We start from the raw sequence: 12,084 nt of genomic DNA, 5'->3' as shown, positions 1-12,084 counted from the left end.
TCCTTACGGGCAATAGAGGCTTTTCAGGGTGCTGATCAGCTGATGCACCGCATCGTTTTTAATGAAATACAGGATGCGCTGCGCTTCACGGGTGCTGTCGATAAGCCCCTCTTCACGCATACGCGCCAGATGTTGTGACGTGGCGGATGGGCTAAGCCCCGTCGCCCGCGCCAGATCGCCCGCGCTGGTACCCGGTGTACCGCACAGCATGCAGAGGATCAGCAACCGACGCGGATTGCTCATCGCTTTTAACAGGGCTGCGGCCTGTCCGGCGCTGGCCTGAAGTTGTTCGAGTTCAGTCATATTAGTTTAGTATTTACTTAATTAAGAAAACTCTAAACTAATGGGGAGAATTAAGCCAGTGTCAAAAGCGTAAAAGAGGGTAAAAGGGCGATAAAGAGATGGCGCAGGCCGTTAAACTGGCTACGCTTAGAGAATGTTCTCTTTTTTATTTTCAATTGGTTAGCTTGCACGGAGTCGTTATGGGTTTTTGGCGTATTGTCTTTACTATTATCCTGCCACCGCTGGGCGTGCTGCTCGGCAAAGGGTTTGGCTGGGCGTTTATCATTAACATCGTTCTGACCTTACTGGGCTACATCCCTGGTCTTATTCACGCGTTTTGGGTGCAAAGCAAAAACTAAGCGCGCCACAATAGGTCGCTGTATATCCCGGTCAGCACGCCCTGTGGACCAAATTGCTGTTTGATCCAGCGCGTGACCTGGCCGGTCGCCGCATGCTGCGTGGCAAGCAGCATGCGTGAATCCTGACGCGGATTATTGATTCGCCGCGTGACCAGCAGCCCGTCCTCCACCGCCTCGCGGGCCATATACTCCGGTAAAAAACCAATCCCGTCCCCAAGGATCTGACACTGGCATTTGGTGTTGAAGTCGGGCACCAGAATCGCCTCCTGGCCGTGCAGCAGCCAGCCGACCTTCTTGTTTATAGTGTGCGCCGTGTCTTCCACCATGATGTTGGGGTACAGACGCAGCTGGCTTTCGGCTATCGGCTCCGGTACGAAGGCCAGCGGGTGTTCCGGCGCGATGGCGAATACCCAACGGATGGCACCGATCTCGGTGTAATCAATGCCGCCGCCGTCGAGCAGCGTGTCCGGTGCGCCAATCGCGATATTGGCCTGGTTGTTGATAATGGAGTCCCAGACGCCGTTGTAGACCTCGGTCGTGACGGTGATCTGGCAGGTAGGAAACTGTTTTTTCAGCACCTGCAGCAGCCGCGCCGTATGGCGTGGGGTGTACAAAAGCTGGTTGATGCAGATGCGGACCCGCGCCTCAATGCCCTGCGAAATGGTGTCTATCCCGCGCTTAATGGCATGAAAATCATTCAGCAGGTCGGTCGCTTTACGGTAAAAGTAAAACCCTGACTCGGTCAGCTCAATGCTGCGCGTATTGCGTACAAACAGCACCACATCCAGCCCGGTCTCCATTCGCTTGATGGTGTAACTGATGGCAGAGGTGGTTACGCCAAGCTCGGTGGCGGCTTTGCTGAAGCTGCCAAAGCGTGCCGCCGTGGTGAAGGCCAGCAGGTTCTCTTCAGTAAAGATGGAATTCATATTACGGCTCCTGTTAGCCATCAGTTTTGAACATATTTTAACAGCGCTGTTACAACGCATATGACGGCGGTCACAGTTCTGATTATTCGCGTCGAGCCGCGTCATGTCAGGCTTCATCAGGCATAAGCAGAATGCTGTCTGAGGCGAATAAAAGCGCTAAAACATAAGTAAAAGATTGCACGGCCGCACATTTTGGCTGAATTGTTGAATTTAACTCAATAATGAATTGACTGTCGATGAATGATTTTTAAGCGGATTCTTTTCTCACCAGGCTGTTGCTATTCTCAGGTCATGAGCAATACATCATGGGGAGTCTGAATATGTCTGCGAACGAACTCGTTACTGAATTTTTGCTGGCGGCAGAGCAGGGCAATATTGACGGGCTAAAAGCCTGCCTTGAAAAAGGTGTCGATATTAATGCCACTCAACGCCAGAAAAGAACGGCCGTTATTATTGCCAGCCTGAAAAAACATTATGACTGCGTGGCATTTTTAATTGCTGCCGGAGCAGATATTGATCAACAGGATCAGACCTGTTTTAACCCCTTCCTGATTAGCTGCCTGACAAATGATTTAACCCTGCTGCGAATAGTCTTACCCGCCAACCCGGATCTTGATCGCCTGACCCGCTTCGGTGGTGTCGGCATTACGCCTGCCAGTGAGAAAGGGCACGTTGAGATTGTGCGCGAGCTGCTGGAGAAAACCGATATTAACGTCAACCACACCAACTTCGTGGGCTGGACGCCGCTACTGGAGGCGATTGTCCTCAACGATGGCGGCGCGAAACAGCAGGAAATTGTAAAGCTGTTACTGGATAACGGCGCAAATCCGCACATGACCGATAAATACGGCAAAACCCCGCTCGAACTGGCGCGGGAAAAAGGCTATCACCAGATAGCAGACCTGCTGCTGGCCGCAGGCGCGTAATTCCTTCGGCCAGCCTTTTCCGGCTGGTCGCTCATTCAGACAGTATTTTACCGACGTGCCTATTGCACGACGGCGGCCCCCTTTTATCCTCATTCAGGAGAAAATAATGCCCACCAAAATCGTCATAAAAAAGAATACCTATTTTGACTCGGTGTCATTGATGTCGGTTTCCACCAAGGCCAATAAATTGCCGGGCGTTGAGCAGGCTTTTGTGGCTATGGCGACAGAAATGAACAAAGGCGTATTAAAAAATCTCGGGCTATTAACGCCGGAATTAGCGGATGCCAAAAACGGCGACTTAATGATCGTGATTAAAGGCGAGGCGGCGAATGACAAAACGCTGGCAGCCATCGAAGCGCTTTTCACCCGCAAGGAGAGCGGCGGGAGCCATGAAGCGCGTTATGCCACCCTTGCCAGTGCGAAAACCCATCGTCCTGAGAGCAACCTGGCGGTGATTTCAGTAAACGGCACGTTTGCCGCCCGCGAAGCACGTCAGGCGCTGGAAAACGATCTCAACGTCATGCTCTTCTCCGACAACGTCAGCCTTGATGACGAGCTGGCGCTGAAGCAGCTGGCACACCAGAAAGGGCTGCTGATGATGGGGCCGGACTGCGGCACGGCCATTATCAACGGTACCGGGCTGTGCTTCGCCAATGCGGTGCGCCGCGGACCGATCGGTATTATCGGGGCGTCCGGGACCGGCAGCCAGGAGCTGAGCGTGCGGATCCATGAATTCGGCGGCGGCGTGTCGCAGCTGATTGGCACCGGCGGGCGCGATCTGAGCGAAAAGATAGGTGGCCTGATGATGCTGGATGCCATCGCGATGCTGGACGCTGACGACGCCACCCAGGTGATTACCCTCATCTCTAAACCGCCTGCGCCGTCGGTGGCAGAAAAAGTGCTGGCCCGCGCCCGCACCTGCCGCAAACCGGTGGTGGTCTGTTTCCTCGGTCGTCATCAGCCGCCGGCTGATGAAGGCAACCTGCAGTTCGCCCGTGGCACCAAAGAGGCGGCGCTGAAGGCCGTGCTGTTAACGGGGGTGAAAAAAGAGTCTCTCGACCTGCATCCGCTGAACTGGCCACTGATCGAAGAGGAGCGTGCCCGGCTGACACCCCAGCAGAAATACATCCGCGGCCTGTTCTGCGGCGGCACCCTGTGCGATGAGGCCATGTTCGCCGCGCTGGAAAAGTTCGACGACGTCTACAGCAACATTCAACCCGACCCGGCGAAACGGCTGGACGATATCAACGTCAGTAAAGCCCACACCTTCCTTGATTTTGGAGATGACGATTTCACCCACGGCAAACCGCACCCGATGATCGATCCGACCAACCGCATCAGCCGCCTGTTGCAGGAGGCGCGTGACCCCGAGGTGGGCGTGATCGTGATGGACTTTGTCCTGGGCTTTGGCGCGCACGAGGATCCGGTCGGCGTGATGCTTGAGGCCATAAAAGAGGCGCAGGCGACGGCGAAAGCCGATAACCGTCCGCTGGCAATTCTCGGCTATGTGCTCGGAACCGACCAGGACTCACCGTCCCTGGCACAGCAGTGTCAGCTTCTGACCGAGGCAGGGGTGATCTGGGCGAGCAGCAGCACCAACACCGGATTACTGGCACGTGAATTTGTCTTTAAAGGGGAGACTGCCTGATGACGACCTTATTTAACCAGCCGTTGAACGTGATTAACGTCGGTATCGCGCTGTTCAGTGCGGATCTCAAAAAGCAGCATATCCCCGTGACCCAGCTCGACTGGACGCCGCCGGGGCAGGGGAATTTGCAGGTTGTAGAGGCGCTGGATCAGCTGGCCCTTGCGCCACTGGCTGACAAAATCGCCGCCGCCAATAAGATTGCCCTTGAGCGCATTATCCAGTCCCATCCGGTGCTGGTGGGCTACGACCAGGCGATCAACGTTGTGCCGGGCATGACCCGCACCACCATTCTTCACGCCGGTCCGCCCGTCAGCTGGGAAAACATGTGTGGCGCAATGAAAGGGGCCGTGACCGGGGCGCTGGTGTTTGAAGGGCTGGCACGCGATATCGACGACGCGGAGCGCGTGGCGGCGTCAGGGGCGATCACCTTCTCGCCCTGTCACGAGCACGACTGCGTAGGCTCAATGGCGGGCGTCACTTCGGCATCGATGTTTATGCACATCGTTGAGAACAAAACCTACGGCAACCGGGCGTTCACTAACCTTAGCGAGCAGATGGCGAAGATCCTGCGCATGGGCGCCAACGACCAGAGCGTTATTGACCGCCTGAACTGGATGCGTGACGTGCTCGGCCCGATGCTGCGCGATGCCATGAAAATCATCGGTGAAATCGACCTGCGCCTGATGCTCGCCCAGGCGCTGCACATGGGCGACGAGTGCCATAACCGCAACAACGCCGGCACCACGCTGCTGATCCAGGCGCTGACGCCCGGGCTGATTCAGGCCGGGTATCCGGTGGCACAGCAGCGTGAGGTGTTTGAGTTCGTCGCCAGCAGCGATTACTTCTCCGGCCCGACGTGGATGGCGATGTGTAAAGCCGCCATGGATGCCGCACACGGTATTGAGTACAGCACCGTGGTCACCACCATGGCGCGTAACGGCTACGAGTTCGGCCTGCGCATCTCCGGGCTGCCGGGGCAGTGGTTCACCGGCCCGGCGCAGCAGGTGATAGGGCCGATGTTCGCGGGCTACAGGCCGGAAGACTCCGGGCTGGATATTGGCGACAGCGCCATTACCGAAACCTACGGTATCGGTGGTTTTGCGATGGCCACAGCCCCGGCGATCGTGGCACTGGTGGGTGGCACGGTGGATGAAGCCATCGATTTCTCCCGTCAGATGCGCGAGATCACCCTCGGTGAAAACCCGAACGTCACCATTCCGCTGCTCTCGTTTATGGGCATTCCAACCGCCATCGACATCACAAAAGTCGCGGGCAGCGGCATTCTGCCGGTCATTAACACCGCCATTGCCCACAAAGACGCAGGTATTGGCATGATTGGGGCGGGCATCGTTCACCCGCCGTTTAGCTGTTTTGAAAAGGCGCTGTTGACCTTCCGCGATCGCTACTTTTTATAAGGCATGCATCCATGAAAAACATGAAACTGGAGTGGAAAAGAGGTGACTGGGCGGCGTATTTCGGGTTGATGACCAACAACCTGACCAATTTGCTGACCATGATGGGGCTGCTCATTTTTGTCGTCGGCATCCCGAAGGAGATTGTTTATGGACGCATTGCGCCAGCCTTCGGGCTGGCGGTGCTGGTCGCGAGCGTCTGCTACGCGTGGTTTGGCCTGCAGATGGCGCGCCAGACCGGGCGTACGGATGTCACCGCGTTGCCGTCTGGCCCAAGCGCGCCGTCAATTTTCACCGTGACCTTTCTGGTGCTGATGCCGGTCTACCAGCAAACCGGTGATGCGGATTTCGCTATCCAGATTGGTCTGGTGTGGTGCTTCGTGGAGGCGATGATTCTGGCGGGCGGTTCGTTCCTGGGGGAAACCATCCGCAAGATGATCCCGCGCACCGTCCTGCTGTCGTGCCTGTCCGGGCTGGGCCTGCTGCTGCTGGCGATGAACCCGATGCTGCAGGCGTTTGAGGCACCTACCGTGTCGTTCATCGTGCTGCTGCTGATCTTTATTAACTGGTTTGGTAAAAAGCCGATCTTCGCCAAAATCCCGACCGGCCTGCTCTTGCTGATTGCCGGTACCGCGCTGGCGTGGATCTCCGGTCTGCAAAGCCCGGAGGCCATCAAAGCCTCAATGTCGTCGTTTGGCTTTAACCCGCCGGAAGTGCATGTCGACAGCTTTATGCAGGGACTGCCACACGCATTACCGTACCTGGCCTCTGCCGTCCCGCTGGGTCTGGCGAACTACATTTTTGACCTGGAAAACATCGAAAGCGCCCACGCGGCGGGGGATGAGTACCCGACCCGCAAGGTGATGCTGGCAAACGGGCTGGCCTCCATGCTCGGGTGTCTGATGGGTAACCCGTTCCCGGTGACGGTTTACGTCGGCCACGCGGGCTGGAAAGCGATGGGGGCCAGCATTGGCTACACGCTGGCCTCCGGTGTGACCATGTTTATCGTGCCGCTGTTCGGGCTGGGGGCGTTTATGCTCGCCATCATACCGATGACCGCCATCGTGCCGATTCTGGTGTTTATCGGGGTGGTGACCGCCAACCAGGTAGTAAGGGAAACGCCCAAAGTGGAGGTCCCCGTGATCTTCATCTGCCTGTTCCCGTGGATCGCCAACTGGGCGTTGACCATGATGAACAGCGTGATGGGCGCGGCGGGGACCAGTGCGGCGAAAATTGGCACCGACGTGCTGCACAGCAAAGGGATCTACTACCAGGGACTGGTGCATCTGGGTAACGGCGCACCGCTCGCCAGTATGCTGTGGGGCTGCATCGCTATCTTCGCCATCATCAACAAACCGCTGCGCGGAGCCGTGGCCGCCGCCGTTGGGGCGTTGCTGGCGCTGTTCGGCGTGATCCACGCGCCCGTGGTTGGCTTTGCCGAAGGCAGTTCGCTGATGTTTGTCACGGCCTACCTGATGATGGGGGGCATGTTTGTGGTGAAACATTTTCTTGATAGCCGCGACGTGGTGAGCGCGGCAGCGCCGGTTTCGGAGTCCTGATAATGGCTGATGTCCTCACCCCGCACCATTTCAAAGGAAACACTATGAAAGAGCTCATGGTCGTCGCCATTGGCGGCAACAGCATTATCAAAGATAACGCCAGTCAGTCCATTGAACACCAGTCACAGGCCGTGAAATTGGTTGCAGAGTCAGTGCTGGAGATGCTGGCGTCTGACTATGACATCGTGCTCACTCACGGCAACGGCCCCCAGGTGGGGCTGGATCTGCGCCGCGCTGAAATTGCTCACGAGCGGGAAGGGCTACCCCTCACGCCGCTGGCAAACTGCGTGGCGGATACCCAGGGCGGTATCGGCTACCTGATCCAGCAGGCGCTCAATAACCGCATGGCCGCCCACGGCGAGCAAAAAGCGGTCACGGTCGTCACGCAGGTGGAAGTGGATAAACACGATCCGGGTTTCGCCCATCCCACCAAACCTATCGGCGCGTTTTTCAGTGAGACGCAGCGTGATGCGCTCCAGCGTGCCCATCCTGACTGGCATTTTGTTGAAGACGCCGGGCGCGGTTATCGCCGGGTGGTGGCCTCACCGCAGCCGCTGCGTATCGTTGAAGCGGAGGCTATCAAGACCCTGACGCAAAAAGGCTTTGTGGTGATCGGGGCGGGCGGTGGTGGTATTCCGGTGGTGCGCACAGCGCAGGGGGATTACCAGAGCGTCGATGCGGTGATTGATAAGGATCTCTCGACCGCGCTGCTGGCCCGCGAGATCCATGCCGACGTGCTGGTGATCACCACCGGGGTGGAGAAAGTGTGCATCAACTTTGGTAAGCCAGACCAGCAGGCGCTGGATACGGTGAATGTGGCGCAGATGAAACGCTACGTGGCGGCGGGGCACTTCCCAGCGGGCAGCATGCTGCCGAAAATCGTCGCCTCGCTGGCGTTTCTGAACGACGGCGGCAAGCGCGTGATCATCACCTCGCCGGACTGCCTGCCTGCGGCGCTGCGCGGTGAGACCGGTACCCACATTGTGAATGCGTAAGTAAAAGGAAGAGAAGATGAGTGAGAATAAAAGCCGACGCGAGTTTATTAGCCAGAGCGGCAAAATGGTTACCGCCTGCGCCCTGTTTGGCACCACTGGCTCCGTCGCGTATGCTGCAGAGACTGCGAAACCACGTTGTGAGACAGGCAAACCGATGAACATTACCGCCAGACACTACTACCTGGATAACGTGCTGCTGGAGGCCGGGTTCAACGTTGACGGCGGCGTGGCGATAAGCACCCGCACCGAACTGAAAACACTCGAAATTAATGACGGCAAAATTGTCGCCCTGCGTGATAACAAAAGCCATGGCGATGCCACACTGCCACACTATGATGCAGGCAGTAAGCTGATGCTGCCGGCAATGCGCGACATGCATATCCACCTGGATAAAACCTTTTACGGTGGTCCCTGGCATTCCCTTAACCGCCCGGCGGGCACGACCATTCAGGACATGATCCGTCTTGAACAAAAATTGCTGCCAGAGTTACAGCCCTACACGCAGGAGCGTGCGGAAAAGCTTATCGATCTAATCCAGTCGAAAGGCTCCACCCTCGCCCGCAGCCATTGCAATATTGAGCCGACATCCGGCCTGAAGAATCTGGAAAATCTCCAGGCCGTCTTAGCGCGCCGCAAGCCGGGGTTTGACTGTGAAATTGTCGCCTTCCCGCAGCACGGCTTGCTGTTATCGCACTCCGAAACGCTGATGCGCGAGGCCATGCAGGCTGGCGCACACTACGTGGGCGGTCTGGATCCGACTAACGTGGACGGTGCGATGGAAAAATCCCTCGACACGATGTTCCAGATTGCGCTGGATTATGATAAAGGGGTGGACATCCACCTGCATGAAACCAGCCCGGCAGGCGTCGCGGCGGTGAACTACATGGTAGAGACCGTGGAGAAAACGCCCGTGCTGAAGGGGAAACTGACCATCAGCCATGCCTTCGCGCTGGCCACGCTCAACGAGCAGCAGGTCGATGAAATCGCCACCCGCATGGCGGCGCAGCAGGTGACCATTGCCTCTACGGTGCCGATTGGCACCCTGCATATGCCGCTGAAGCAACTCCGTGACAAGGGGGTGTTCGTCATGACCGGCACCGACAGCGTCATTGACCACTGGTCGCCGTATGGGCTGGGGGATATGCTGGAAAAAGCCAATCTTTACGCCCAGCTCTATATTCGCCCGAATGAACAGACGCTCTCCCGCGCGCTGGGTATCGCCACCGGTGATGTGCTGCCGTTGAACGACAAAGGCGAGCGCGTGTGGCCAAAAGCGCAGGACGATGCCAGCTTTGTGCTGGTGGACGCTTCCTGTTCCGCCGAGGCCGTGGCGCGGATTTCACCGCGTACCGCGACCTTCCATAAGGGCCATCTTGTGTGGGGCACCGTCTCCTGACGCCACGTCGTGGTATTGCTACAGGTGATACCCCGACAGACGCAGCTCGCGATCAATCCATTCAACAAACTGCTGGATCTTCCAGGTGCGTTCGTTCATGTGCGGCATCACCAGATGATGCGCATTAATGGCGATCCCCGTTTCATCTGGTAGCACCTGCACCAGGGAGCCATCGTTCAGGTGATCGGTGGCCATCATCTTGCTTTCCAGAATAAATCCCAGCCCCATGCGCGCGGCTTCAAAGCTCATGTAAGAACGATCAAAACTCAGGCTGAAGTTGAGCCAGGGGCGGTCGATATTGTGCCAGGCAAACCATTTTTCCCAGTTGACGAGAGTGCTGGTCGACGAGATAAGCGCCTGTGAAAGCAGGTCCTGCGGCGTGTTGACGGGATGTGCACGCAGATATGCCGGTGAGGCCAGCACCACCAGCGCATCGTTTTTAATGGTCATGACCCTGTAAGCGTCCCAGTCCGGGATGCCGTGGCGAATATCAATATCGATGTTATCGCGTGCAAACTGCAGGTTCTCATAGGAGCAGGAAAGATTGACCGTAATATCCGGGTATTCACTGCGAAATTTGCCGAGCCGGCGCAATAACCACGTCAGGCCAAACGTTGGTGAAGAGTGAACGCGCAATACCGGATTATCGGCCTCTTTCATCACCTGTTCGGTTGCACGGCCGATGGCGCTCATCGCTGCGGAGACGTCGCGCAGATATTTTTCCCCCGTCGGGGTCAGGGTCACGCCTTTGCCGCTGCGGATAAATAACTTCTTCCCCATCCAGGATTCCAGCGAGGCGATCTGATGACTGACGGCTGACGCGGTGACGTTAAGCTGTTCGGCCGCCAGATGGATACTGAGAGAGTTGGCCACGGCGATAAAGGACTGAATATTTCGCAGCGAGGGTATGGGGAGGGTCTGGCGATCCTGCGCGGGCATGGCTCACTCCTTTTAAACGAGACAATTTTAAAAAACATAACATTGCGGCATCGCGTCAGCAATTTTTACCCGGCTGAATGGATTAAACATGATCCTGTTCACAGTGTTTTATCGATGAATATTGATGAGAGTTACATTTTATTTTTATGACCTGCATCGCGTATCAAATTTATCTCAGCAATAAATGAGTTTTATTGAATGGTGTTTCGTTCGATAGCCGATATATTGACGTTGAACGCATAAATAAAACGACTCACGTTGTTCGAATAATGAGGTAAAACATGTCTCGTATAGAACAAGTTGCCCCCTACATAGCGACAAAGAAAACCAATTACCGTTTCGTTGTGCTGGCATTAATATTTATTGTGTATGCCATTAACTATGCCGACCGAACAAATATTGGTGCTGTACTTCCTTTTATCATCGACGAGTTTCATATCAATAATTTCGAAGCCGGTGCGATCGCCAGTATGTTCTTTTTGGGATACGCCCTGAGCCAAATACCGGCGGGCTTTTTTATCGCCAAAAAGGGTATTCGCGGGATGGTGGCGCTGTCGATATTTGGCTTCTCGGCGTTTACCTGGTTGATGGGGACTGCGACCTCAGTGCTGGGCCTGAAGTTTATCCGCCTGGGGCTGGGGTTAACCGAGGGGCCATGCCCGGTGGGGTTGGCATCAACGATCAATAACTGGTTTCCACCAAAAGAGAAGGCCACGGCGACCGGCGTCTATATTGCTGCCACCATGTTTGCCCCCATCCTGGTGCCGCCGCTGGCAGTGTGGATTGCCATGACATGGGGCTGGCGCTGGGTCTTTTTCTCTTTTGCCATTCCGGGGCTGGTCATTGCTGTCCTGTGGTATTTACTGGTACGTACCCGGCCTTCCGAGAGCCCTTTCGTGTCAAAGGGCGAACTGGAGACCATTACCGCAGGTCAGGCGACACCGGATGCCAGACGGGAAAATATCGTGATTTCCCCCGGCTTCTCCCGCCTTGACCGTCTGATTCGCGTACGGGATCTGTCGCCCATCAGCACGGTAAAAGGTCTGTTCACATCGAAAAATATTCTCGGTGACTGTGTGGCCTACTTCATGATGGTCAGCGTGCTGTATGGCCTGTTGACCTGGATACCGCTTTATCTGGTGAAAGAAAAAGGCTTTACGTTCATGAGTATGGGCCTCGTCGCGAGTATGCCGTGTATCGGCGGTTTTATCGGCGCGATTTTTGGCGGCTATGTCTCCGATAAATGGCTCGGGCGCAGGCGTAAACCGACCATGATGTTTACAGCCATCAGCACCGTACTGATGATGGTCATCATGCTGAATATCCCGCAAAGCACCGTTGCGGTTTGTGTCGGCCTCTTTTTTGTTGGTCTCTGTCTGAATATAGGCTGGCCCGCCTTCACCGCTTATGGAATGGCCGTCGCGGACAGCAAAACGTATCCCATCGCCGCATCAATTATTAATAGCGGCGGCAATCTCGGCGGATTTGTTTCGCCGATGCTGGCAGGTTATCTGCTGGATAAAACTGGAAGCTTTAATTCTGTCTTTATTTATTTCGGTATTTGCGCAGCAATTGGCTTAGTCATGATTATCTTGCTGGAAGAACCGAAATAATAAATAAAACCTCTCTTACAATACTGGAG

The 12,084-nt window shown here is 56.0% G+C and carries 11 protein-coding genes; 8 read left to right on the top strand and 3 right to left on the bottom strand.

Going from position 1 to position 12,084, the window contains the following annotated elements; genetic code table 11:
• Positions 1 to 3: 3 nt before the first annotated feature.
• Complete coding sequence (locus ACMGG3_RS13175) at positions 4 to 303, bottom strand: ArsR/SmtB family transcription factor (RefSeq protein ID WP_020883869.1); 300 nt, start codon at positions 301 to 303, stop codon at positions 4 to 6.
• Positions 304 to 482: 179 nt separating this feature from the next.
• Here ACMGG3_RS13175 and ACMGG3_RS13170 point away from each other — a divergent pair, with 179 nt between their 5' ends.
• A complete protein-coding gene (locus ACMGG3_RS13170) occupies positions 483 to 641 on the top strand; it encodes a YqaE/Pmp3 family membrane protein (RefSeq protein WP_032678825.1) in 159 nt (52 codons plus the stop codon).
• Here ACMGG3_RS13170 and ACMGG3_RS13165 read toward each other — a convergent pair.
• Positions 638 to 1,567: a LysR substrate-binding domain-containing protein gene (locus ACMGG3_RS13165; protein ID WP_020883871.1), complete on the bottom strand. Its 930-nt coding sequence runs from the start codon at positions 1,565 to 1,567 to the stop codon at positions 638 to 640. The two genes, ACMGG3_RS13170 and ACMGG3_RS13165, sit on opposite strands and share 4 nt — an antisense overlap.
• A gap of 320 nt (positions 1,568 to 1,887) precedes the next feature.
• On the opposite strand from ACMGG3_RS13165, the gene ACMGG3_RS13160 reads away from it, so the two are divergent.
• The 6 genes from ACMGG3_RS13160 to ACMGG3_RS13135 all read left to right on the top strand — a co-directional run bounded on the left by ACMGG3_RS13160 (position 1,888) and on the right by ACMGG3_RS13135 (position 9,503).
• Positions 1,888 to 2,493, top strand: coding sequence for an ankyrin repeat domain-containing protein (locus ACMGG3_RS13160; protein WP_020883872.1), 606 nt, complete (start codon positions 1,888 to 1,890; stop codon positions 2,491 to 2,493).
• Between the two features lie 106 nt (positions 2,494 to 2,599).
• Positions 2,600 to 4,141 carry an acyl-CoA synthetase FdrA gene (gene fdrA / locus ACMGG3_RS13155; protein WP_414149232.1) on the top strand — a complete coding sequence of 514 codons (1,542 nt, stop codon included), beginning with the start codon at positions 2,600 to 2,602 and terminating at the stop codon, positions 4,139 to 4,141.
• Positions 4,141 to 5,556: a DUF1116 domain-containing protein gene (locus ACMGG3_RS13150; RefSeq protein WP_032680426.1), complete on the top strand. Its 1,416-nt coding sequence runs from the start codon at positions 4,141 to 4,143 to the stop codon at positions 5,554 to 5,556. Before fdrA ends, ACMGG3_RS13150 begins: the two co-directional genes overlap by 1 nt.
• A gap of 11 nt (positions 5,557 to 5,567) precedes the next feature.
• On the top strand, positions 5,568 to 7,112 hold the full coding sequence (locus ACMGG3_RS13145) for a hypothetical protein (RefSeq protein ID WP_047742219.1): 1,545 nt from the start codon (positions 5,568 to 5,570) through the stop codon (positions 7,110 to 7,112).
• Between the two features lie 44 nt (positions 7,113 to 7,156).
• Positions 7,157 to 8,107 (top strand): carbamate kinase family protein, encoded by a 951-nt coding sequence (locus tag ACMGG3_RS13140; protein ID WP_040018939.1) that lies wholly within the window; start codon positions 7,157 to 7,159, stop codon positions 8,105 to 8,107.
• 16 nt (positions 8,108 to 8,123) lie between these two features.
• Positions 8,124 to 9,503, top strand: a complete 1,380-nt coding sequence (locus tag ACMGG3_RS13135) for an amidohydrolase family protein (RefSeq protein ID WP_414149231.1) — start codon at positions 8,124 to 8,126, stop codon at positions 9,501 to 9,503.
• An 18-nt stretch (positions 9,504 to 9,521) separates the two neighbouring features.
• On the opposite strand, the gene ACMGG3_RS13130 is transcribed toward ACMGG3_RS13135, so the two are convergent.
• On the bottom strand, positions 9,522 to 10,442 hold the full coding sequence (locus ACMGG3_RS13130; RefSeq protein ID WP_020883878.1) for a LysR substrate-binding domain-containing protein: 921 nt from the start codon (positions 10,440 to 10,442) through the stop codon (positions 9,522 to 9,524).
• 281 nt (positions 10,443 to 10,723) lie between these two features.
• Between ACMGG3_RS13130 and ACMGG3_RS13125 the strand changes: the two genes are divergently transcribed.
• Positions 10,724 to 12,055, top strand: coding sequence for an MFS transporter (locus tag ACMGG3_RS13125; RefSeq protein ID WP_014171298.1), 1,332 nt, complete (start codon positions 10,724 to 10,726; stop codon positions 12,053 to 12,055).
• Positions 12,056 to 12,084: the final 29 nt, after the last annotated feature.

The organism is Enterobacter sp. BNK-18 (assembly GCF_047456135.1).
GTDB classification, from domain to species: Bacteria; Pseudomonadota; Gammaproteobacteria; order Enterobacterales; family Enterobacteriaceae; genus Enterobacter; species Enterobacter ludwigii.
This window is presented reverse-complemented; position numbering and strand designations above follow the sequence as displayed.

What these genes read in the sequence shown, in the direction of transcription:
- ACMGG3_RS13150 (WP_032680426.1), top strand. Translation starts at nt 4,141, where the DNA reads ATGACGACCTTATTTAACCAGCCGTTGAACGTGATTAACGTCGGTATC.
- ACMGG3_RS13160 (WP_020883872.1), top strand. Translation starts at nt 1,888, where the DNA reads ATGTCTGCGAACGAACTCGTTACTGAATTTTTGCTGGCGGCAGAGCAG.
- fdrA (WP_414149232.1), top strand. Translation starts at nt 2,600, where the DNA reads ATGCCCACCAAAATCGTCATAAAAAAGAATACCTATTTTGACTCGGTG.
- ACMGG3_RS13170 (WP_032678825.1), top strand. Translation starts at nt 483, where the DNA reads ATGGGTTTTTGGCGTATTGTCTTTACTATTATCCTGCCACCGCTGGGC.
- ACMGG3_RS13130 (WP_020883878.1), bottom strand. Translation starts at nt 10,442, where the DNA reads ATGCCCGCGCAGGATCGCCAGACCCTCCCCATACCCTCGCTGCGAAAT.
- ACMGG3_RS13140 (WP_040018939.1), top strand. Translation starts at nt 7,157, where the DNA reads ATGAAAGAGCTCATGGTCGTCGCCATTGGCGGCAACAGCATTATCAAA.
- ACMGG3_RS13125 (WP_014171298.1), top strand. Translation starts at nt 10,724, where the DNA reads ATGTCTCGTATAGAACAAGTTGCCCCCTACATAGCGACAAAGAAAACC.
- ACMGG3_RS13145 (WP_047742219.1), top strand. Translation starts at nt 5,568, where the DNA reads ATGAAAAACATGAAACTGGAGTGGAAAAGAGGTGACTGGGCGGCGTAT.
- ACMGG3_RS13175 (WP_020883869.1), bottom strand. Translation starts at nt 303, where the DNA reads ATGACTGAACTCGAACAACTTCAGGCCAGCGCCGGACAGGCCGCAGCC.
- ACMGG3_RS13135 (WP_414149231.1), top strand. Translation starts at nt 8,124, where the DNA reads ATGAGTGAGAATAAAAGCCGACGCGAGTTTATTAGCCAGAGCGGCAAA.
- ACMGG3_RS13165 (WP_020883871.1), bottom strand. Translation starts at nt 1,567, where the DNA reads ATGAATTCCATCTTTACTGAAGAGAACCTGCTGGCCTTCACCACGGCG.